Source organism: Kineococcus gynurae (assembly GCF_042433995.1).
Taxonomy (GTDB): Bacteria; Actinomycetota; Actinomycetes; order Actinomycetales; family Kineococcaceae; genus Kineococcus; species Kineococcus gynurae.
This window is the reverse complement of sequence record NZ_JBHLUI010000008.1, coordinates 959,455-981,203: the sequence shown is the minus strand read 5'-3', so window position 1 is coordinate 981,203 and position 21,749 is coordinate 959,455. Positions and strand designations below refer to the sequence as shown.

Genomic DNA, 21,749 nt, shown 5'->3' with positions numbered 1-21,749 from the left:
CCGGACTCGTCGGTTCAGCGCAGGGTGGCGGCGCGGACGGCGGCGGCGATGCCTACCCCGAGCCAGCGCGACGCACCACGGCGGGGTAGCGAGGCGATCCGCGGGGCCAGCCCGGGCAGGCGGTCCGTCGTCCCGGCCACCGTCGCCCCGGCGACGAGGATCGCCGCCCGCTGATGCGCGTCCAGGGCGCTGTGCCCGGTGTCCGCCAGCGGCACCAGGACGCCGTGCGGGGCGAGGTCGACGATGCGCTGCGCCACGGGCCGCGGGGTGCGCAGGTCGCGCTCCCCGCTCAGGACCACCACCGGCCAGTCGAAACCCGGCAGGGCGGAGGCGAGGTCGAACGGCTCCGCCTTGAACGCGGGCCAGGATCCGCCGCCGGTCAGGCTCGCCTGCGGGTCCAGGGGCAGGCCGTCCGCCGGCAGGCCGAACCCGAGCTCACGGAAGGCGATGTCGCGCACCAGGTCCGGTTCCATCAGGTAGGGGACGCCGGTCCCCTCGACCTCCTCGACCCCCAGGCGGGCGAGTCCCCGCCACAGCCGTCCCGCTCGTCCGCGAGCCCGGGCCTGCAGAAGACGGAGCAGGGCCTCCGGCCCGGCGAACTCGTGGGCCACCTGCACCACGTGACCCACCTCCGCCGCGGGGACGCCCGCGCGGATCAGGTTCCGGACAGCCTCGGCCACCCGGCGCGTCGCCGGCGTCCCACCGTCCCAGAAGGCCCGGCGCCGGAACGCGCGGTTCAGCGCCAGGTCGCCCTCGACACCCAGGATCGGCGAGTCGAGCACCATCGCCGCCACGCGGGCCGGGTGGCGGACGCCGAAACCCTGCGCGAGGTACGTCCCGTAGGAGGATCCGTAGACGACCGCCTGGGCCACGCCCGCGTGGTCGAGGACCGCCGCCAGGTCGTCCACGACGTTCGCCACCGTGACCGCCTCGACGGGCAGGTCCCGCCCCCCGTGGTCCCGGCGCGAGAGCCCGACCCCGCGGTGCTCGACCATCAGCACGTCCAGCCCGCGACGGACCGCGGCCCGACGGAACCCGCGGTAGGGCAGGAACGACGCGAGACCGGGACCGCCCGGGACGACCAGCACGGGCAGCCGGCCGCGGGGCCCGGTGCGGACGTAGTGCAGCGGGAAGGAACCGTGCCCGCCCGGCTGGACGGGGCGGTCGACGACGTGGCCGTCCCGCCCGATCAGCCACTCCATCGGCACCCGCGCTGCTCGATCCACGTCCACGGAACGAACCGGTCGCGGCCTCGATTCCAGCAGCGGGCGGATGTCCCCCGTTCAGCCGGGGGCCGTCGAGGCGCGAGGTCACGGTCGTCGAGGACGGGCGCGATCGGCGTCCCCGACCCCGGGCCTCAGCCCGTCGTCACCCTGGGCGGGCTCAGGCGGAGCTGCAGCGCGTGGGCGCGGACGAGGTCGAGGGCCCGCTTCACCGCCCCGAGCGCCACGACGTCCGGGCCCAGGTCGGAGGTGACGACGCGCGGCAGCGGCGGGTCGAGGAAGCGGGAGAGGTTCTCGGCCGCGCGCTCGACCACCGAGGTCGCCGACCCGGCGACGGCCCCCGCGACGATCACCAGGTCGGTGTCGAAGAGGGAGGTGAGGGTCGCCAGCACGCGCGACAACCGGTCGGCCACCCCCGCCGTGGCGGCCAGCGCGTCGGGATCACCCGCGGCCGCGGCCCGCAGCACCGCCTCCACGTCGGGATCACGCCGCCCGGCGGCGACGAGTTCCTCCCTGAGCACCTTGGCGATCCCGTCGGGGCGCCCGACCCCGGCGACGATGTCGAGCACGCGCATCTCGCCGACCCCGCCGTGCGCTCCCCGCAGGACCCGTCCCCCCTCCAGGACCCCGGCCCCGAAGCGTTCCCCGGCGAGCAGGGTCACCGAGTGCCGGCTGCCGCGGGCGTGCCCGGTCCAGTGCTCGGCCAGCGCGGCGAGGTTGGCGTCGTTGTCGACGACGGTGCGCCACCCCCGTTCGGCCAGCCGCTCGGCGAGGTGGGGGTTCATCACCTCCCAGTAGGAGTTGCCGCGGAAGGCGGTGCGACTGTCCTCCCCCACGGGCGCGGGCACCCCGACGGCCACGGCCAGGGGGGACAGCGGGACGGGCGCCAGCGCCCGCTCCACGCACTCCGCGACGATCCGCACCCGGTCCTCGGCGTCGAGGGGACGCCGGCGCACGGAGACGGCGGGTGCGACCGGGCGCCCGCGCAGGTCCACGACGTGGGCGGCGACCCGGTGCTCGCCCGCGTCGACCCCGACGACGATGCCGGCCGAAGCCGCCAACCGGTAGCGCCGCGGGGGCCGGCCCTGGCCACGACCGGGTTCCGGGGTGCGCTGCTCGTCGAGCCACCCTGCCCCGAGCAGCTCGTCGCAGACGTCGTGGACGGTGGCCCGGGACAGACCCGTCGCCCCGATCAGGTCCGTCGCGGTGACGGCCGGGGACTCGTCGTCGGCGTCCTGGGCGTCCTCGGCGGACCAGATGTGGTCGAGGACGGCACGGGCGTTGGCGTCGCGCACGCTGCGCGCGCTCCACGGGACCGCCTTCGGGGTGACGGCGACAGGCTCCCCGTTGACGCCCTGGATGGTCACGGGGTTAGTCTAGGCACGGTTAGATTCAACCGCTGAACAATCCCCCCGAGACCGGTCCCGCAGGACCCGGAAGGACGCCGTGAGCACCGTGCAGAACCCCGACACCGTGGTCGGCACGACCGACGCGAGCAAGGACGCCAACTGGTGGCGGCAGGCCGTCGTCTACCAGATCTACCCCCGCTCGTTCGGCGACGACAACGGCGACGGCATCGGTGACCTGAAGGGCATCACGTCGCGGGTCGGCTACCTGCAGCGGCTGGGTGTGGACGCGGTCTGGCTCAGCCCGTTCTACCCCTCGGCCCTGGCCGACGGCGGTTACGACGTCGACGACTACCGCGACGTGGACCCGAAGATCGGCACCCTGGCCGACTTCGACGAGATGCAGGCCGCGCTCAAGGCCGCCGGGATCCGGCTCATCGTCGACATCGTCCCCAACCACTCCTCCGACCGGCACGAGTGGTTCCGGGCCGCGCTGGCCGCCGCCCCTGGTTCGCCCGAGCGCGACCGCTACATCTTCCGCCACGGCCGGGGCGAGAACGGCGAGCTGCCGCCCACCGACTGGACCGCGATGTTCGGCGGCCCGACGTGGGAACCGGTCGGGGACGGCGAGTGGTACCTGCACATCTTCGCGCCCGAGCAGCCGGACTGGAACTGGGACAACCGCGAGGTCCGGGACGACTTCCTGAAGACCCTGCGGTTCTGGTCCGACCGTGGCGTCGACGGTTTCCGCGTCGACGTCGCGCACGCGCTGACCAAGGACCTCAGCGAACCGCTGCCGGAGACCATGAACTACGAGTCGCACACCGCCCCCGACGGTGAGCACCGCATGATGGACCGCGACGAGGTCCACGAGATCTACGCCGAATGGCGTCAGGTGTTCGACGAGTACGACCCGCCGCGGATGGCGGTCGCCGAGGCGTGGGTCCCGGCGCACCGCCGGCCCCGCTACGCCTCCCCCGAGGGGCTCGGTCAGGCGTTCAACTTCGACCTGCTCGAGGCCTCCTTCGACGCGTCGCAGTTCCGCACCATCATCGAGGAGAACCTCGACCTGGCCGCGCGCTCGGGGGCGTCCTCGACGTGGGTGTTCTCCAACCACGACAAGATCCGGCACGCGAGCCGCTACGCCCTGCCGGCCGACGTCGACGAGAACGACTGGCTGATGAGCGGGGGGACCGACCCCCGTCCCGACGACGTGCAGGGGCTGCGTCGGGCGCGGGCGGCGACCGCGCTCGCACTCGCCCTCCCGGGCAGCACGTACCTCTACCAGGGGGAGGAGCTCGGCCTGCCCGAGGTCGCCGACATCCCCGCCGACGACCTGCAGGACCCGACCTGGCTGCGCACCGAGGGCAAGATCAAGGGTCGTGACGGGTGTCGCGTCCCGCTCCCCTGGACCACCGAGGCGGGGTCCTTCGGGTTCGGCGGGACCCCGCACCTGCCGCAGCCGGAATGGTTCGGCCGGTACGCCGCCGCGTCGCAGGACGCCGACCCGACCTCGACCCTGTCCTTCTACCGCGAGGCGTTGGCCCTGCGGGCGAAGCTGCAGACCTCGGAGCACCTGGAGTTCCTGGAGACCGCGGGCGACGTCGTCGCGTTCCGTCGCCCCGGCGGCTGGGTGTCGGTGACCAACTTCGGCACCGGGCCCGTCGCCCTCCCCGAGGGTCGGGTCCTGCTCGCCAGCGGCCCGTTGGACGCCGCGGCCGGCGACCTGCCCGGCGAGACGACGGTGTGGCTGCAGGAGACCACCGCCTGAGTCCCCCGGGGGGTCACCCCGATTCGCCGACGACGAAACGGTGCTCGACCCGACGGGTCGGGCACCGTTCCGTCGTCCCGGATGCCGACGCCCGCCCCTCGGCCAGGGCGAACACCTGCTCCAGGGCGACCGTCGCGACCTCGGCCATGTCCAGGGCCAGGGTCGAGGGCCGCGGGGTGACGTAGCGGCCGATGGTCAACCCGTCCACCCCCACCACCCGGACCGACTCGGGCACGGCGACCCCGGCCTGCCGGAGTTCGCGCAGGACCCCGAACGCACCGACGTCGTTGAAGGCGACCACCGCGTCGCTCCCGGCGGGGGTCGCGGTCCCGGCCGGGACGACCCGGACCGGGATCCCGGCGGCCGCGAAGGCGTCGCGGAACAACCCGACCCGGCGCGACGGGGTGCTCCGGCCCCGGGCCTCGTGCAGGACGGGGGAACGCACCCCGGCCGCCACCAGGTGCGCGACGGCCGCGTGCACGGCCGGGGCCAGGTCGAGGCGGACCCGGGCGTGGCGGGAGGTCGGGCAGCCCGGGCAGTCCGCCCGGTCGGGTTCGACCCCGACCTCGACGACGGGCAGGTTGGGCGCCCCGCGGGGGGCGACGAACGCGCGCCCGGTGAAACTCAGGACCGCGTCGACCCCCGTCTCCACGACGTCGCTGGTACCTGGTTCGGCCAGCACCACGTGCCACCCGGCCGCGCCCGCCTCCCGCAGCACCCGGGAGGCCAGTTCGGGGTAGTAGGGGTTGGCCAGGTCGGCCACGAGCAGGCCGAGCGTGCGGGCCCCCGGCTTGACCAGTCCCCGCCCGAAACGCGAGGGGCGGTAGTCGAGCTCGGCGGCCGCCGCGAGCACCCGTTCCCGGGTGGCGACGGCGATGCCGGGCATCTCGTGCAGGGCCCGGGTCACCGTCTGCCGCGAAACGCCCGCGGCGGCGGCGACGTCGAGGATCGTCGCCGCCCGCCGCGGGGCCGGGTTCACGCCTGGTCCCGACCCGTCTCCAGGTCCAGCCAACGCACCTGCTCCGGGGTCAGCTCGACCCCGAGGCCGGTCAGCGACGAGCGGGTCTCGGCCACCGTGCGGGGCCCGAACAACGCGAACGTGGGGAACGGCTGGGCCAGGACGAAGGCCAGCGCCACCGCGGTCGCCGGGACGCCGAGCTCGGCCCCCAGGGCCCGGGCCCGACGCAACCGCTCGAAGTTCTCGGGGCTGTAGTAGCAGCGCACGAGTTCGGCGTCGCTGCGGTCGGCCTCGTCGGCGCGGGCGAAGAAACCCCGGGCCTGCGACGACCACGGCAGCAGCGGGATGCCGCGCTCCACCAGCCACTGCTTGTCGGCGGGGTCGGTCATGTGCCGGCACCCGGCCCACGGCACGTCGTAGGCCTGGGCCAGCCCGAAGTGATTGGACAGCACCGAGAAACCCTGCCGCCCGTTCCGCCGGGCGTACTCGTTGGCCGCGTCGAAACGCTCGGCGCTCCAGTTCGACCCTCCGAACACGGTCATGCGGCCGGCGCGGGCGTGCTCGTCGAGCACGTCGACGAACTCGCCGACCGGCACCGACTCGTCGTCGCGGTGCATCATGTAGATGTCGGCGTGGTCGAGACCCTGCCGCTCCAGGGACTCCTGGAACTGCCGGGACAGCGACTCCGGGTCGCAGTAGGGCGTGTGCGCCCCCTTGACGATGACGACGACCTCGTCACGGATCCCCCGGTTGGTGAGCCACCGCCCGAACCGCTGCTCGTACTCACCCATCCCGTAGATCCAGGCGGTGTCGAAGGTGTTGCCGCCGGCCTCGACGTAGGCGTCGAAGACCGCGGAGGCGTGGGCGAGGTCGGGCTGGTTGTCGCACCCCATGACCAGGCGCGAGACGGGCTTGTCCAGGCCGGGGATGCTCCCGTAGGTCATCACCGCGGAGTCGCTGCGCCGCAGGGGCGCTCCGGACACGGTCGGGATGTCGGCGGTCTCGGCCTCGAACGGGTAGCGCAGCTCGATGGCGGCGCGCCAGCGGTCGAGGACGGCCGCGGTCGCGAGGGAGTCCTCCAGCGAGAACGGCGGGGTCGCCGCGAACAGGTCACGGGCCTCCAGCGCGTAGGGCAGGTTCTCCGGGGCCTCGGGGTCCCAGGTCTGCACGACGGGGTCGGTCCCGACCACGGCCACGGTGAGGGTCGGTTCCAGCCGTACCGTCCACGGGTCGGACAGCGTCAGGGATCCCTTGCTGCCGTGCACGACCAGCGTGTGCGGGTCGTGGGCGCGCACCCCGCAGCGCACATGGGCCGAGATCCCGCCGTCCAGGGTGAGGCGGGCGGCGGTCCACTCGTCGACCCCGGTGGGGCCGAGGGTGCCGACGGCCTCCAGGCCGCGCACCTCCGCGGGTCGGCCGAGCGCGGCCGCGGCCACGGCGCGGGCGGCCGAGACCGGGTACCCCCCGACGTCGAGGATCCCGCCGCCGGCCACGTCGACGTCGAACAACCGACCCTCCCGGCTGCCGGTGTCGAAGGCGAAGCCGGCGTCGACGTGCTGCACCGTCCCGACGGTGCCCGCGCGGACGTGCTCGAGCAGAGCCTGCATCTGCGGGTGGTGCAGGTACATGTACCCCTCGACCAGCGTGACCCCGGCCCGGCGCGCGGCGTCGACGACGGCCATGGTCGTGCCGTGGTTCGGGCTCATCGGCTTCTCGCAGAGCACGTGCTTGCCGGCCTCGATCGCGGCCAGGACCAGCCGGGCGTGGGCGGTGTGCACGGTGGCGACGTAGACCGCCTCGACCTCGGGGGAGGCCAGGACCTCGGCGTACCCGCCGACGACGGCGTCGGGCGTCGCGAACTCGGCGGCGAACTCCCGGGCCCGGGCGGCGTCCGAGCTGCCCACCCCCACCAGGCTCGCCCCGGGAACGGCACGCAGCTGGGTGGCGAACCGACGGGCGATCGCGCCGGGTCCGAGGACGGCCCACCGGGACGGCCCCGGGCGGGCGGGGGCGGACGGGGTGGTCACCGGGGACTGCTCGGACACGGAGGCTCCTTCGCGACGTGGACCGTGAACGTTCACGACGCTACCCGACGCACTCCCGGGACGGCACCCCGGCGGGGGCCGGACCACCCGCTCAGCGCTCGAGGCCGCCCTCCACGCAGCCCAGCAACCAGGCGGCGATCTCCTCCCCCGCCGCGGCCCCGGCCGCGGCGGTGAGCTCGCTGCCCGCGACGTCGGCGCCGGTCAGGAACAGCTCGCCGTGGCGCGGTCGGCGCGAGGCGCGGGCGGCCCGGAGCAGGTCCACGTCGAGCAGGGAGTCCCCGGCGGCCACGAACCCCGCGGCCCCGCAGCGGTCGACCAGCTCGCCGACCGCGGCCGACTTGGTCACCCCCACGGGGACGGCGTACAGCTTGCGCCCCTGCAGGGAGCAGGCGTAGCCGAGGTCCAGCAGCTCAGCGGTGAGCTCTCCGAGACGGGCCCCTTCCAGCACGGGGCGCTGCCCCTCGCGCAGCACGGCGTAGGCGAACAGCCCCGGCACGACCCGCACGGTGGGGTCCGCGGAACCGGGGACCGCGGCCTGCAGGTCCGCCGTCAGGTCGCGCAACCGCCCGGCGACCTCCTCGACGGGGGCCCCGGCGCCGACCCGGGCGGTCACCGCGGCGGTCCAGTCGGGGTCGGGGACGCCGTGGCGCAGGATAATCCCGCCGTTGGCGGTCACCGCGTGCTCGGGGGGCCGCCCGGGCCAGCGCACCCGCAGGTACTGCTCGGGCGTGCGGGTGGTCACCGGCACGAACCGCCCGGTGCGCACGAGAGCGGCCAGCGAGTGCCAGGCGGTCGGGGTCACCCAGGAGATGTCGGCGTCGCGGTAGCGCTCCACCGGCACCAGCGAGCGGGTCTCGGCCCGGGCCGAGCGCGACGAGAAGATGAGGGTCTGGTCGAGGTCGGAGGCCGCGAGCAGCATGGTTCTCAGACCGCCTTCCCGTCGGCCCCGGTCGCCCCGCGCGTCCAACGGGGGTGGATCAGCCCCACGGCCGAGTAGGCCAGACCCGGGACCTCCTCGACCGCGACACCGCGCTGCTCGGCCAGCAACCGCACGTGGGCGAGGTCGTCGGGGGCGTCGAGCTCGGCCTCGGGACGCACCAGCACCCGCCAGGGGATGCGCCGGAGCAGGACGCGGGTCGTCTCCCCCACCCCGGGTTTCACCAGGTTCACGTCGTCGATGCCGTAGACCGTCGAAATCCTTTCCACCGCGACCCATCCCGAGAACGTCGGTTCCCGCTCAGCGCGTTGCACGGCGTCGGCCGCCGTGGCCGCCTCGGCCGCGACGGCGTCGAACTCGGCCGCGACGGCGTCGAGGAACGCGACCGAGACGTCCACCGGGGCGAGGTCGGCGTAGAACTTCGCCCCGTGGAACTGCCCGGGGCGCAGGAGGTCCGTGTTCAGCACGGTCCGCGACACCAGTCCCGACACCGTGGAGTTCAGGCAGGCCGAGGGGATGAGGAAGTCCGCCCGCGTCCCGAACGTCCGGACGCAGTGCCCGGGGTCGGCCAGCACCGCGAGGTCGTCGGAGAAACCCGGGATGCCCGAGGCGTCGAGGGCCGCGGAGAGTTCGCGCACGATGGCGCCCTTGCCCGTCCAGCCGTCGACGAAGACCACGGCGGTCGGGTCGTGGTGGGCGGCCAACCACCGCAGGGCGACCTGGTCGATCCCCCGACCGCGGACGATCGAGACCGAGCGGTGCGGCCAGTCCAGGCGCCACCGCTCGGCCGCCCACCGGCGCAGCAGGATCCCGACCGGGGTCCCGGCGCGGGCGAGGGAGGCGAGCACGAGCTGCGGCCCGCGTTCGCGGGCCAGCAGTTCGGCGACGACCCCGACGGCGAGCGCCACGCGCCGGGCGCTGCGGCGCAGGGCGTCGGCGAACAACGCCTGGTACGCCTCGCTCGGTTGGTACTCCACCGGGAGCGACTCGGCGTAGTGCGCGCCCCCGGACTGGATGGCCTCCTCCCGCTCCTCGGCGGGCGCCTCGAGGGCGGCGTCGGAGAGGTCGGTCAGCAGCCACTGCACGTCCGCGGCGGGGTAGCTGCCGAACGTGGGGCCGGTCAGTGCGGGCGGCAGCCCGTCAGGACGAGGCATGGAGACCTTCCGGGGTGTCGGGCAGGACGAGGAGGAGGACGCGACCGGCGTGGCGTCGCAGCGCGGCGAGCGGGCCGTCGGGGGCGATGAGTGCGCCGGGGTCGTGGCCGGGGTCGACGACGAGGACGATCGTGGGCCACCCCCCGGGCCGGGGGACGTTGTGCGCGTACCGGGTCCCCGGACCGTCGATGGTGGCGTCGGTGCTGGCGAAGGCCACCGAGGACCGCAGCGCGTAGCCGGGGTCGGCCACGGTGAGGACCGGCGAGCGGGTCGTGGTGGAGAACCGCACCGGGGCGTCGTGCCGACGGGCCAGCTCGGTCGCGAGGACCAGGGGCGCGTGGATCAACTCCTCGCTGCCGAGGACCAGCACCTCACCGCTCCCGACGTGCCGGTGCAGCTCCTCGGCCCATCCGGGCGCGGCCGCGAGCAGCGCCCGCGCCGACCCGGCGCTCATGCCGGCGCGGCCGGAGAGCGGGCCGGACCCGCTGCGCGGCAGCTCGATCCGCTCCCCCAGCGGCTCCCGCTCCGACGGGGTCCCCTGCGCCGGGTCGGCGTGCGGGACCGGTGCCGGGTCGGCGGCGGCGAGCACCTCCTCCGCGCGAAGGACGACGTCGTCCGGCAGCTCCACCCGGATGCGGGCCAGGCTCACGACGTCGATCCGGGTGCCGAGCTCGGCGGCCAGCGCGGCGGTGCCGGCGACGTCGGCCGGCCCGCGGGCGTCGACGAGGCCGGCGACGACGTAGCGCCGTCGGGGGGTGAGGGCGTGCAGGGCGCGGACGGTGTTGGCCACCGTCCGGCCGGTGGTGAGCTCGTCGTCGACGAGGACGAGCGGCGTCGACGGGTCGGCCAGCGCCGCGAGGACGTCGGGGTCGGTGGGTACCAGCCGGTGCCCCGTCGCGTGGGAGTGCTCCTCCTCGAAACCCGTGTACCCGGGCCCGCGGCTCGCGCGCCGGGTGGAGTGCAGGACGGCGCAGCCGAGCGCGTCGGCCACCCCGTGCCCGAGACCGGTCGCGGTCTCGGCGAAACCCAGCACGAGCGCCTCCGGGACCGCCGGGGCGGGACCGGCCTCGACCGCCCGCAGGACCTGCTCGGCGGCCGCGGCGTCCCCGGCCAGGGCCCTCGCCCAGGACCCGGGCGGGACCGGCCCGGACTCCCCGCGCGGGTCGGTGTCCCCCGTGAGGGCCCGGGCCACGCACCGGCCGAGCCGGAGCGCGGCGGCCCGCACGAGGCGCGGATCGGTGGGGACGTGCTTGCCGAGGACGCGGGAGACGAGCAGGTGCACCCGGCGGGGGTTGCGGCGCAACGCGAGTCCGACGAGGTCCTCGGCGGCCAGACCGTCGACCCCCGGGCCGTCGGTGGTGACGCGGATGCCCACGCGGTCCCGGACCCAGCTGCCCGACCAGCCGGGCTCGGCGCTCATCGCCACGGGGTCCGGCCCGGCCGGGGCCGCCGTGCTCACGCCGGCACCACCGGGTCGGCCCCGGGGACCCCGAGGGCCTCCTCGAACTCGTGCAGGATCGAGACGTACGTGACGTCCTCGCGGGCCACCCCGAACGCCTCGGCCCGGGCCAGCACGCGCAGCGCCCACGCCCGGTGCGGGCCGGCCTCGTTCATCTTGTTGCGGTAGGCCGAGGGCATCACGCCGCCCTGCCCCGCGGCCACGATGTCGCGGGCGTCGCTGAAGTCCTCGTGGGACACCACCGACAGCGCGTGCACGAGTCCGACGTGGGAGGGGTGGATGACGGTCTTGCCCTGCAGACCGTTCACCTGGTCCAGCAGCACCTCGCGGACCAGCCCGTCGAGCCCCCGCTCCAGCAGGCGCACCCGCAGCTCCTCGGCGCCGGCCTCGGTGAACGGGCTCGCGGCCAGGGCGCTGCGCAGCACCCGGTCGCCGGAGGGGAAGTGCTCGAAGACGGGGGCGGTGATCGGGTAACCGCTGCCGTCGGCCCGACCGAGGACGTTGACGACGTCGCCGAGCACGTCGGCGACGACCCGCACGTCCCAGACCGTCAGTCCGCGCGGTCGCCGCAGCCCGTAGGCCGCGGACAGATCGGTGGCCCCGGTGCGCACGGCGAGCACGTGCTCCTGGTGGGCGTCGAGGACGGCCCGGACCTGCAGCAGCGCCTCGCGCCGGGTGTCGAGGTGGGCGATCTCGGCGCTCTCCAGGACCGGCATGGCCCACAACCGGCGACCGGCGAGCTCGGAGGCCTGGCGGACGGCCCGCATCCAGTCCTGGGGGTCGGGACGGCCCCGCCCGCCGAACTTGGGCAGCACGAACCCCTGCAGGCAGTGCAACCCCTCGCCGGAGCGGCGGACGACGTCCAGCAGCTGCTCGGGAGTCCGGGTCCGCACGAACAGCAGCAGCGGCGGCCCCTGCTGCCAGCCTCGGTCGGTGCTGAGCGCGCGCAGCTCGCGCACGAGGGTCTCCTCGGCCGCCCCGACCTGGTCGTCGGCCACGGAGTCCTCGAGGCAGGCCACGGCGGAGACGACCCCGCGCCGGGCCAGGCGGTCGAGGTCGGCCGCCAGCCGCTGCCGGGTCGCCGGGCAGTAGAGGGTAGCCCCGAGCGCGCCGGCGACGACCTCACGACCGGCGGTGGGGTCCAGCTCGGCGGGGGCGCGGTGGAAGAGGCGCTCGCGCTGGTCGTCGGCGAGCGCGCAGAAGTGACGCACGGGTCCTCGGGTCGGTCAGAGGACGCGGGCCACGGCGGGCACCAGGTCCCGGATCGTGCGCCCCGAGGCGGGGGCACCGATCGCGGTCATGGTCCAGCCCGAACCGTCGCGGGTGAGGGAGGCCATGATCTGGGCGGTGTGGGTGCCCGACCCGCTCAGGGAGTAGCGGGCCAGCTCGGTCTGGGCCGGGCCCGCGGCGTCCACGAGGCGGCAGAACGCGTTCTCGATGTGGGAGAAGTCCTCACCGGTGAACGAGCTGACCGTGAAGACGAGGGTCTGCACACCCGCCGGGACCGCGGTCAGGTCGACGACGATGACCTCGTCGTCGCCCTCGCCCTCCCCGGTGCGGTTGTCGCCGTGGTGCTGGACCGAACCGTCCTTGCTGCGCAGCTGCTGGAACCAGACGGTGTCGACGAGCTTGCCGGAACGGTCGAGCAGGAGGCAGGAGGCGTCGAGGTCGACGTCGATCGACTTCTTGCGCAGGAAACCGCGGCGCACGGCGTCCCAGCCGAGGCCCATGAAGACGCGCGTGAGCGAACCACCGCCGGACTTCTCCAACGACAGCTTCTGTCCCTTGGCCAGGTCGACCGCCATGGACGGACCTCCGGTTCTTCGAGGGTGGACGGGGGTGGGTGGGGGTGGATCGGACGATGCGGGTGGAGCGGGCGTCCCGGGGACGCAGGCGCCGGGGGCCGGCGCGGTCAGGGCGAGCGGGGGGTGCTGCCGTCCGGCGCCCACGGCAGGTCGGCGAAACCGTAGTCGTGGGCCAGCGTCCGCTGGTCGGCGACGAGGACGTTCTCGCGTCGCACGACGAGGTCGCCGTCGACGTCGTGCAGCGAGGCCAGCAGCACCACGCGGGCCCCCGCCGCCCCCGGGCGGGCGTCGCCGCCGGCGGTGGGCGTCGGGTCGGCGCAGGTGAGCACGACGCGGCCGCCGTCGCGGCTGCGGAGGCTGAGCCGGGGGGCCAGGGTCAGCGGGTCCAGGGCCGAGGAGCGGGCGTAGGCGTAGAGGTAGACCCGCCGCAGCACGTCGAGGTGCTTGCCGTCGGCGAGGATCTCCTCACCCTCCTCGCTGCGCGGTCCGAGGCGCAGCACCTGGCGCGCCCCGAAGCCCGGGGCCATGAGCCGATCACCGAGGGACTGGACCACGCCCGAGTGACGGTCGCGCGTCTCCCAGAGGCATCCCAGGTGGATGTCGGTGGAACGACGCAGTCCCGTGCTGGTCACCGGACGGTCCCACTGCAGCAGGATGCGCAGGGTGGCGCCGGTCCGTTCGCCGGCGCGCACGGTCATGACGGGCCGCTCGCCGTCCAGCTCCAGCACCCGCTCGCCGGGCCGGGCCGAACCCACCGCGACCGTCGGGGTCGGCGGCGGGGTCGGGGTCGGGGTCGGAGGGCGCGACGGGGTCGGCGGTGCGGGCGGACCCGTCGCGGCCCGTGCCGTCGGGGGGAGCGGCGGGCGCAGGTGGTCGCCCAGGGTGCGCGTGGACCGGCGCGGACCGGGCCGGCCGAGGAAGTTGTGGACCTCCTCGGCCGGTCGGGCGGCGGTGCTCACGCTGGTCCCCCCACGACGTCAGTGCGCCTCGGCGTGCTCGACACCCACGTGGGAGTCGACCTCGGGGTGCTTGCGGTTGTACGCGATCGAGCTGATCAGCGCCGCGATGATGAAGGCCAGCCCGATGAGACCGGTGACGACCTCGGGGACGTGGACCTCGATGGAGATGATGAGGATCGTGGCCAGGGCCCCGATCGCCCACAGCGCGCCGTTCTCCAGGAAGCGGTACTGCTGCAGGGTGCCCTCGCGGACCAGGTGCACCGTCATCGAGCGGATGTACATGGCCCCGACGCCGAGGCCGATGGCGATGATGATCGGGTCGGTGGTCACCGCGAAGGCACCGATCACGCCGTCGAAGGAGAACGACGCGTCCAGGACCTCGAGGTAGAGGAACAGGAAGAACGCGGCCTTGCCGGTGGCCTTGGCGACCTGGGTCGGGCCCGAGGACCGCTCCCCGGGCACCGCGTGACCCTCGGCGCCGACGGCACCCGACGCGTGCTCGTCCTGGTGCTCGAGGTGCTCCTCGACGTTGAACAGCTCACCCAGCCCGTTGACGACCAGGTAGGTCAGCACCCCGGCGAGGCCGGAGGCGAGGACGGTCTGCGCGTGGTCGGCGGCGAAGGTCTCGGCGGCGACGAACAGGACGATCCCGGCGACGATGACCTGGACGCTCTCGAGCTTGCCGACCTTCTCCAGCGGGCGCTCGATGAACCCCAGCCAGTGGTTCTCCTTCTCCCCGAAGATGAAGTTCAGGAAGAGCATGAGCAGGAACATCCCGCCGAACGAGGCGATCGTCGGGTGCGCCTCCTGCAGCTCGTAGCCGTAGCTGCCCGGCGTCTCCGGGTCGCCGCGCTCCAGGGCGAGGTTGACCGTCTCGATCGGGCTGAGCCCGGTGGTGGCGCTGACCAGGACGATCGGGAAGACGAGCCGCATCCCGAAGACGGCGATGATGATGCCGACCGACAGGAAGATCTTCTGCCAGAACTCGCTCATCCGTTCGAGGATCGTCGCGTTGACGACGGCGTTGTCGAAGGAGAGCGAGATCTCCAGGATGCAGAGGATCACGACGAGCAGGAGGGCCTGCCCGAGGCCCAGGTGGGCGGAGAGCCCGTACCAGCCGGCCAGGACGAGGCCGAGGACGGTCACCCCGAAGGACCAGCCGTAGGTCTTGAGAATCACGCGGTTGTCCGTTCAGCGAGACAGCCCCCCCGGGGATCGGGCGGGCACGACCTCAGCACCCTGTCAGGTCCGGCCCGCTCGTCCAAGTGCGACGCCGAGCCGGGCCGCGGCGGGGCCGGGCCGGGGGCTCCCCCCGGCCCGGCCCGGCGACGTCGTCAGACGCTGACGCCGAAGTCGGTCGCGATGCCGCGCAGACCGTTGGCGTAGCCCTGGCCCACGGCGCGGAACTTCCAGTCCGAGCCGTTGCGGTACAGCTCGCCGAAGACCATCGCGGTCTCGGTGGAGGCGTCCTCGGAGAGGTCGTAACGGGCGACCTCGGTACCGCCGTCGGCGTTCAGGACGCGGATGAAGGCGTTGCGGACCTGGCCGAAGGACTGCTTGCGGGTGTCGGCGTCGTAGATCGCGACGGTGAAGACGATCTTCTCGATCTCGGCCGGGACCCGGGACAGGTCGACGTTGATCTTCTCGTCGTCGCCGTCACCCTCACCGGTGCGGTTGTCACCGGTGTGCTCGACGGACCCCTCGGGGGACTTCAGCTGGTTGAAGAAGACGAAGAACCCGTCGTTGGGGACCTTGCCGTCGGCACCGACCATGATCGCCTGGGCGTCCAGGTCGAACTCGGAACCGGTGAAGCTGTTCGCGTCCCAGCCGAGGCCGATGACGGCCCGGGTCATCCCCGGCGCTTCCTTGGTGAGGGAGACGTTGCCGCCCTTGCTGAGGCTGACGCCCATGTCCATCGCTCCTGTCTCGTGGTGGTCGTGCAGTCGGTCCAACGACCGAGGTCACGCTGCAGTGCCCGCCGAGTCTGGCAGGTGCCCCCGGGGACGACCGCGGCACCCGCGACGATCGGGTGACAGGCGGTCGTGCGGGGTCAGGTCGGCCGTCCCGGGTGCCGACACACCGGACATGACCCGAACGGCGCCCGTGAACCCCGGCGTGGCCGACCCGCACGTCCGCGCCGTGTTCGTGGCGACCCACAGCATCGGCAACGCCCTCGTGCTGACCCTGGTGACGGCCCTCGGTCTCTCGGCGGACCCCGTGGCGGTGGCGGTGCTGCGGTCGGTGGCGCTGGCCCTGCTGGTGCTCGGGGCCCTGTCGCTGGTCCGCGGGTCGGCCTGGCGACCGCGCTCCTTCCACGTGGTCACCGTCGGCCTGGACGGGCTGATCCTCGTCGCCGTCCTCACCTGCACCTCCCCCGTCCACGCGGTCGTGCTGGCCTCGGGCTACGGCCTCGTCGGACTCACCGTGATGTTCCTGGCCCCGTCGCGGCGGGCCGTCCCCCAGGTGCTGCTGGCCGGGGTGCTCGCGCCGGTCGCGCTCGGGCTGCGACCCGACGTGCCCCTCGTCGTCGTGGTCGTCGTGTCCGCGCTCTACGCCGCGACCGTGCTGACCGTCGCGGCCGTGCTCCGGATCGCCGTCGACGCCTCCTACGACAGCCTGACCGGCCTGCTCAACCGCCGCGGTTTCGAGACCCACCTCGAGACCCGTCTGCACGGGCTGCCCCGGCGGGAGCCGCTGGTCGCCGCGTTCGTCGACGTCGACTTCTTCAAGACCGTCAACGACGGTCAGGGCCACGCCGCCGGGGACGCGCTCCTGCAGGCCGTGGCCGCGCAGTGCGCGGCGGCGCTGCCGGCGGGGGCGGTCGTCGCCCGCCACGGCGGCGACGAGTTCGCCGTGCTGCTGCCCGGGCACGACGGCGAGCAGGCGCTCGCGGTCCTCGACGAGGTCCGGCGCGCGGTGACCTGCACGACCGTCTCGGTCGGGCTCGCCGAGCGGGCCCCGGACGAGGACGCGACCGACCTGCTCCGACGTGCCGACCGGGCGCTCTACACCGCGAAGCTCACCGGTCGCGACCGCTGCGTCCTCGACGACCTGGACAACGTCGACCTCACGCGCGACCTGGCCCGGGCCCTGGCCGCCGGGGAGGTCCGGGCGTGGCTGCAACCGATCGTCTCCCCGCAGGACGGCTCGGTCAGCGGCTGGGAGGCCCTGGCCCGCTGGGAGCACCCGACCCGGGGTCCGGTGCCGCCGAACCGCTTCATCCCGCTCGCGGAGTCGACCGGGCTGATCCACGAGCTGGGCTCCGCGATCCTCGCCGACGCCTGCCGGGCGGCCAACCAGATCCGGCTGGCCTGGCGGCGGGAGTTCCTGCTCACCGTCAACGTCTCCGGACGCCAGCTCACCGCCCCGGGGTACGCCGAGGGCCTGTTCGAGATCCTGCGCGAGACCGGTTTCCCGGCCGACCTGCTCGTCGTCGAGGTCACCGAGAGCCTGCTCGACGGGACCTCGCTGGAGGCCCTGCGCGCGTTGGAGGCGCTGCGGCGTCGCGGGGTCTGCGTCGCCATCGACGACTTCGGGACCGGCTACTCGGCCTTCAGCCGCCTCGACGTCCTGCCCGCCGACTACCTCAAGCTGGACCAGGAGTTCATCGCCGGGATCACCACGTCCCCGCGGCGCGCGGCCATGCTGCAGGCCCTGCTGCAGCTGGCCCACGCCCTGGGCATCGCGGTGATCGCCGAGGGCGTGGAGACCCGCGAGCAGGGCGACATGCTGGCCGGCTTCGGCTGCCCCCTGGTCCAGGGGTACCACTTCGGACGGCCCGTCGACCCGGCCGACGTCCTCGACCAGGGTCCGAAGGCCTCCGACGCGTCGGTGCAGGCCCTCACCCTGGCCGCCGCCCGCTGGGCCGCCCGCGCCTCCTGGGACGACTGAGCGCACCCCCCACCCCGCCGTGATCGAGGAATCGGCGGGGTCGGGTCGGGGCGGGGTCGGGTCAGTCGCGGGAGCCGGAGAACAGCCCGCCGAGCGCCCCCATGCCCTGCTGGTCGGGTTTGGTCGCGTTCTTCACCAGGGCCTTGGCCAACCCCTCCACGGTGACCGACTGCAGGATCACCCGACCGTTGCCGCGCAACGTCGCGAGCGTGAGGCCCTCACCGCCGAAGACGGCGTTCATGATGCCCTGGCGGTTCAGCCGCCCGACCGTCTCCACCCCGTAGCTGATCCGGTCGTCCCAGGCCACGATGCAGCCGGTGTCGACGCGGATGGTGCCGCCGTAGTCGGCCGGGTTGAGGTCGATGAAGTCACCGGCCCCCGCGACCAGCAGCGATCCCCTTCCGGTGAACTTCTCGAGGATGAACCCCTCCCCGCCCATCAGGCCCTGACCGAGGCCCGAGAAGGCGATGTCGAAGTGGACCCCGGCCTCGGCCGCGACGAACGCGTCCTTCTCGGCGAACCAGGTCCGCGTCCCGTCGAGCTCGAGGTGGCGCATCTCCCCGGGCAGGACGCCGGCCAGACCGAGCAGACCGTCACCGCCGCGGGTCCGGAAGTGCTGGAAGGCGAAGGACTCCCCCGCCAGCATCCGCTTGCCCGCCGCGGCCGCCCCGCGCAGCAACCCGCCGAAACCTCCGCCACCCCCGGCGGCGGTGTTCTGGTTCGGGTCCGTGGGCGCGCTCAGCTTCGTCTCGATCTCCACGTCGCCGGAGGAGAACAGGAACTTGCCGGCCTCGCCGTAGACCACCTGGTTCGGCTTCAGGTTCACGATCGCCATCTGCGTCGTGGTGCCGACCAGTTGCACGTCCAACGTCATCGCGACGACTCCTCGGGTGGCCGGGTCGGGGTGGGGGTCACAGGTCCAGGTCGCTGCGGCGGAACTTCGCCTCGAGGAACCGGCTCTGCTGCAGCTGACGGTCGACGTCGGCGTCCAGCACCGCGTCGCGCAGGTCGACCACCCCGTCGTGCAGCAGGGTGAGCTGCGAGCGCAGCTCCTGCACCGCCGTCGTGCCCGCGGAGGTGACGTGCTCCCGGGCGTAGTCGGCCGGCAGCGCGAGGAAGGTCTCCACCGTCGCCGGGAGGTGGTCGGTGGCCAGCGTCTCCAGGTCGTGCCGGACACGGGCGTCGGCCCCGGGCTGGGCGACCTTGTGCAGCAGCGGGGCGAGGACGTCGGCGATCTCGTTGACCAGGACGACGTCGCGCCGCTCGAACCGGTCGGAGCGCTCGACCCGCGTGACCGCGCGCAGCAACGACCGCTCGGCCTCGGTCACCCCCGACCCCGTCCGGGGGACCGCGGCCGGTGCAGGTGCGGGGGCCCGCGACGAGGGGGCGGGGCGGAGCGCGGCGGGAGCGGGGGCGATGTCGGCGGGCGGACCACCCAGCGCCTCCAGGCGCAGGGCGCGCAGTTCGCGCTTGCGGCGCATCCGCCCGGCCTTGCTCGCGTTGTCGTAGGCCCGGTCGGCCCCGATCCAGATCCACATCGCGATGAAACCCCACCACCACTGCCCGCCCAGGAGACCTGTGAGGGAGTACAGCGTGATCCACACCCCCATGCCGGTCCAGCGCAGGACCTGCCAGGTGCCGTCGCCGAGGAACGGGCCGTTCGGCAGCTGCACCCCCAGCGGGGTCAGCCGTGACTCGTCGACGGGCGGGTCCGCCTTCTCCAAGCGCTTGTCGCTCACCGCGTCGGGGTTCTCCCGGACCAGCCGGACGAGTTCGGCCCGTTTGTGGTCGCCGCCAGAACCCCCGTCGATGGCCCGCACGATCTCGCGGTCGATCGCGGCGCGGACGTCACGGTCGCGCGCACCGCGATCGCTCCCGTACCGCTCGCGGTCCTCGTCGGAGGAACCGGGTTTGGAGAGGTCGACCCCCACGGCGGTGATCCCTTCTCAGAGGTCCAGGTCGGAGCGGCGGAACTTGGTGTCGAGGAACCGGCCCTGCACGGCGAGCTGCTGGGCGTCGTGGTCGTAGACGGCCTGCTGCAGCTGCCGGGCACCGTCGAGCAGGAGGCGCAGCTGGTTCAGCAGTTCCTCGGCCGGTGTGGCCCCGCCGGACCCGCGGTGGGTCAACGCGTACTCCTCGGGCAGGTCCAGGTACTTCTCCAGGGCACCGGGCAGGTACTCCTGCACGATCGCCTCGAGGTTGTGCACCTCGGCCACGTCCGCCCCGCGCCGGTCCACGTAACCGAGCAGGGGGCGCAGCACGTCGTCGATCTCCCGCACGGTGGGGACGGCCCCGTCGGGCAACCGGTCCCCGTGCCGGTGGGCGAGGGCGACCACCTCCGCGAGCCGGTGGCCCAGCGCGGCGACCGGTTCGAGGACCGGGTCGGGGGCGGGGGCCGGCGGCTCGGCGGCGGGCAGCGCCTCCCCGTTCCAGGCGGCCTTGATCCGCAACCAGCGCGAGTTCGCCATGACCGAGTGCACCACTCCCGTTCCCCAGGTCCCCAGCAGCAGGAACAACCCCAGGACGATCTCCCAACCACCCTGGCCGATCAGGCCGAGGGCGGCGCCGGTGCTGACGAAGTACGCCACCGCCGCGACGACCCACCCGGGTCGACCCGCCCGCAAACCCATGTACAGGAACGAGACCCACGGCAGTCCGACCGCCGGGACGGCCAACCACCAGGAGTTGGCGACCCGCCAGGTGCGGCTGCGCAACCGCCGGGAGACCAGTTCGGGCGGCGCCTGGGCCGGCCGCACGCCCCCGCCGCGACGCACGGGCGCTCCCCCGCCGTCCCGGCGCACCTGGCGACGCAGGGACCGGGGCGCCCGTTCGGCCACGGGAGCGGTCACCGCCCCGGACCGGGCAGCGGCGGCGGCCCGGTCTCCGAACCGGACTCCTGGCTGCGGGCCCGTTCCAGGTAGGAGCGCGACCGCTGCACCTGACCCTCGAGGGCGTCCACGGTGCGACCCATGCTGATGACCGACTGCTGCTTGAACGTGTCGATCGCGTCCATGGTCGCGAACACGTTGTCGAACGCCTTCTGCAGGGTCTCCACGTCGACCATGGCCGTCGAGGCCTGCTCGTGGATCTGCCCGGTCTGCTGCTTGAGCATCTCCGAGGTCGACAGGATCATGGCGTTGGTCGTCGTGTTGAGGGCGTTGATCTGGTCCAGCACCAGCCGCTGGTTGGCCAGCGCCTGGGCCACGATCACCGCGGTGCGCAGCGCCGCGACGGTGGTCGTCTGCGCGCGGTCGACCCCCTTGATCAGCTCGATGTTGTTCTTGCGCACGAGGTCCAGCGCCAGGTAGCCCTGCACGCTCACCGCGAGCTGGGTCAGCAGGTCCTGGTGGCGCTGCCGGATCGGGAACAACGCGTCGGAGGTGAGGGCGTCGGCGGTGGTCGGGTCGGTGACCCGGACCTCCTCGATCTTGGCGACCGTCGCTGCGTCGAGGGCCTTGGCCAGCGTCGCGTACTCGGTCAGCTTGCCCATCGTGGTCCAGAGGTTCTGCTTCTCCTGCTCGATCGACGCGTTGTCCTTGCGCAGCTCGTCCTGCCCCGAGGCCAACGCCTTGATGATGGCGTCGAGCTGGCTCTGCGCGTCCTGGTAGCGCTCGAAGTACTGCTGGATCTTGTTGCCGAACGGGATGATCCCGAGGAGCTTCTTCGGACCCTTCAGGTCCGCCCGGCCCGGGTCGAGCAAGGTCACGGTCTGCCGCAGCTCCAGCAACGTGTTCGCGACCTTGACCTGGGCGTCGGCCCCCGGACCTGCCGCCTTCTGCCCCTTCGCCCCGGCCAGCGAGGACGCCGGTCGTTCCAGCATCCGGTTGGACACCTGGGCCGAGGACCGGATCTCCTGCTCACCCATCCGCGTGATGTCGTCGATCTTGCGCTGGAACGCGGGGCTCTTGGCGTCCTGCGCCGCGAGATCGGCCACGAACGCCTGCGCCTTGTGTCCGAGCTCGGCCCGGGTCGCCTCGTCCAGCGGGATCATCCCGGCGGCCTGGTCGTCGGCGACGACGGGCACGGGCGCTGGCGGGGTGAGCTGGAGGTCGGTCTGCGGAGCCACGGCCGGCTGGGCGGGCGGGCTCAACGGCTTCGACAGGTCCAGTTCCGACATCTGCGCTTCCCCCTCGTGGTGGCGTACGGCACCGCCATCGTAAGGAGGCGCCCCGCGCCGCCGTCATCCACCGTGCGGTGGAGG

At 73.8% G+C, this 21,749-nt stretch carries 16 protein-coding genes and 1 pseudogene; 2 read left to right on the top strand and 15 right to left on the bottom strand.

All coding sequences use genetic code 11. From position 1 onward, the window contains the following. Nucleotides 1–14 precede the first annotated feature (14 nt). Entirely contained in the window at nt 15–1,202 is a 1,188-nt protein-coding gene (locus ACFFKU_RS10975) for an alpha/beta hydrolase (protein ID WP_380137853.1), read from the bottom strand. A gap of 155 nt (nt 1,203–1,357) precedes the next feature. Next, complete coding sequence (locus tag ACFFKU_RS10970) at nt 1,358–2,590, bottom strand: ROK family transcriptional regulator (RefSeq protein WP_380137852.1); 1,233 nt, start codon at nt 2,588–2,590, stop codon at nt 1,358–1,360. Nucleotides 2,591–2,669: 79 nt separating this feature from the next. Here ACFFKU_RS10970 and ACFFKU_RS10965 point away from each other — a divergent pair, with 79 nt between their 5' ends. Beyond that, nucleotides 2,670–4,340 (top strand): glycoside hydrolase family 13 protein, encoded by a 1,671-nt coding sequence (locus ACFFKU_RS10965; RefSeq protein WP_380137851.1) that lies wholly within the window; start codon nt 2,670–2,672, stop codon nt 4,338–4,340. A gap of 13 nt (nt 4,341–4,353) precedes the next feature. On the opposite strand, the gene ACFFKU_RS10960 is transcribed toward ACFFKU_RS10965, so the two are convergent. The 9 genes and pseudogenes from ACFFKU_RS10960 to ACFFKU_RS10920 form a co-directional block, all read right to left on the bottom strand. Further along, complete coding sequence (locus ACFFKU_RS10960) at nt 4,354–5,319, bottom strand: LacI family DNA-binding transcriptional regulator (RefSeq protein WP_380137850.1); 966 nt, start codon at nt 5,317–5,319, stop codon at nt 4,354–4,356. Further along, on the bottom strand, nt 5,316–7,343 hold the full coding sequence (locus ACFFKU_RS10955; RefSeq protein WP_380137849.1) for an aldo/keto reductase: 2,028 nt from the start codon (nt 7,341–7,343) through the stop codon (nt 5,316–5,318). The genes ACFFKU_RS10960 and ACFFKU_RS10955 overlap by 4 nt, the downstream gene beginning before the upstream one ends. Nucleotides 7,344–7,434: 91 nt before the next feature. Further along, nucleotides 7,435–8,262 (bottom strand): HAD family hydrolase, encoded by an 828-nt coding sequence (locus tag ACFFKU_RS10950; RefSeq protein WP_380137847.1) that lies wholly within the window; start codon nt 8,260–8,262, stop codon nt 7,435–7,437. 5 nt (nt 8,263–8,267) lie between these two features. Continuing rightward, nucleotides 8,268–10,854 (bottom strand): annotated as a pseudogene (locus ACFFKU_RS10945) (phosphoribosyltransferase). 35 nt (nt 10,855–10,889) lie between these two features. Then, on the bottom strand, nt 10,890–12,104 hold the full coding sequence (locus ACFFKU_RS10940) for an HpcH/HpaI aldolase/citrate lyase family protein (RefSeq protein WP_380137846.1): 1,215 nt from the start codon (nt 12,102–12,104) through the stop codon (nt 10,890–10,892). Nucleotides 12,105–12,119: 15 nt separating this feature from the next. Further along, entirely contained in the window at nt 12,120–12,698 is a 579-nt protein-coding gene (locus tag ACFFKU_RS10935; RefSeq protein WP_380137845.1) for a TerD family protein, read from the bottom strand. 107 nt (nt 12,699–12,805) lie between these two features. Continuing rightward, on the bottom strand, nt 12,806–13,657 hold the full coding sequence (locus tag ACFFKU_RS10930; RefSeq protein WP_380137844.1) for a hypothetical protein: 852 nt from the start codon (nt 13,655–13,657) through the stop codon (nt 12,806–12,808). 18 nt (nt 13,658–13,675) lie between these two features. Then, nucleotides 13,676–14,836, bottom strand: a complete 1,161-nt coding sequence (locus tag ACFFKU_RS10925) for a DUF475 domain-containing protein (protein ID WP_380137842.1) — start codon at nt 14,834–14,836, stop codon at nt 13,676–13,678. A gap of 155 nt (nt 14,837–14,991) precedes the next feature. Beyond that, nucleotides 14,992–15,567 carry a TerD family protein gene (locus ACFFKU_RS10920; RefSeq protein WP_380137841.1) on the bottom strand — a complete coding sequence of 192 codons (576 nt, stop codon included), beginning with the start codon at nt 15,565–15,567 and terminating at the stop codon, nt 14,992–14,994. Between the two features lie 175 nt (nt 15,568–15,742). On the opposite strand from ACFFKU_RS10920, the gene ACFFKU_RS10915 reads away from it, so the two are divergent. Further along, nucleotides 15,743–17,548 carry a putative bifunctional diguanylate cyclase/phosphodiesterase gene (locus ACFFKU_RS10915; protein ID WP_380137839.1) on the top strand — a complete coding sequence of 602 codons (1,806 nt, stop codon included), beginning with the start codon at nt 15,743–15,745 and terminating at the stop codon, nt 17,546–17,548. A gap of 61 nt (nt 17,549–17,609) precedes the next feature. Here the strand turns inward: ACFFKU_RS10915 and ACFFKU_RS10910 are convergent, their stop codons facing one another. The 4 genes from ACFFKU_RS10910 to ACFFKU_RS10895 are packed head-to-tail and all read right to left on the bottom strand — an operon-like array spanning nt 17,610 to nt 21,665. Then, nucleotides 17,610–18,422, bottom strand: coding sequence for an AIM24 family protein (locus ACFFKU_RS10910; RefSeq protein ID WP_380137837.1), 813 nt, complete (start codon nt 18,420–18,422; stop codon nt 17,610–17,612). Between the two features lie 37 nt (nt 18,423–18,459). Beyond that, the gene (locus tag ACFFKU_RS10905) at nt 18,460–19,479 is read right to left on the bottom strand and encodes a hypothetical protein (RefSeq protein ID WP_380137835.1); all 1,020 of its coding nucleotides are present in this window, start codon (nt 19,477–19,479) and stop codon (nt 18,460–18,462) included. A 15-nt stretch (nt 19,480–19,494) separates the two neighbouring features. Continuing rightward, a complete protein-coding gene (locus ACFFKU_RS10900) occupies nt 19,495–20,397 on the bottom strand; it encodes a hypothetical protein (protein WP_380137833.1) in 903 nt (300 codons plus the stop codon). Then, entirely contained in the window at nt 20,394–21,665 is a 1,272-nt protein-coding gene (locus ACFFKU_RS10895; RefSeq protein ID WP_380137831.1) for a toxic anion resistance protein, read from the bottom strand. The genes ACFFKU_RS10900 and ACFFKU_RS10895 overlap by 4 nt, the downstream gene beginning before the upstream one ends. Nucleotides 21,666–21,749: the final 84 nt, after the last annotated feature.

Bases quoted from the DNA above. Each gene is read 5' to 3' on its own strand.
- ACFFKU_RS10975 (WP_380137853.1), bottom strand. From the start codon at position 1,202: ATGGAGTGGCTGATCGGGCGGGACGGCCACGTCGTCGACCGCCCCGTC.
- ACFFKU_RS10950 (WP_380137847.1), bottom strand. From the start codon at position 8,262: ATGCTGCTCGCGGCCTCCGACCTCGACCAGACCCTCATCTTCTCGTCG.
- ACFFKU_RS10935 (WP_380137845.1), bottom strand. From the start codon at position 12,698: ATGGCGGTCGACCTGGCCAAGGGACAGAAGCTGTCGTTGGAGAAGTCC.
- ACFFKU_RS10920 (WP_380137841.1), bottom strand. From the start codon at position 15,567: ATGGGCGTCAGCCTCAGCAAGGGCGGCAACGTCTCCCTCACCAAGGAA.
- ACFFKU_RS10915 (WP_380137839.1), top strand. From the start codon at position 15,743: ATGACCCGAACGGCGCCCGTGAACCCCGGCGTGGCCGACCCGCACGTC.
- ACFFKU_RS10910 (WP_380137837.1), bottom strand. From the start codon at position 18,422: ATGACGTTGGACGTGCAACTGGTCGGCACCACGACGCAGATGGCGATC.
- ACFFKU_RS10895 (WP_380137831.1), bottom strand. From the start codon at position 21,665: ATGTCGGAACTGGACCTGTCGAAGCCGTTGAGCCCGCCCGCCCAGCCG.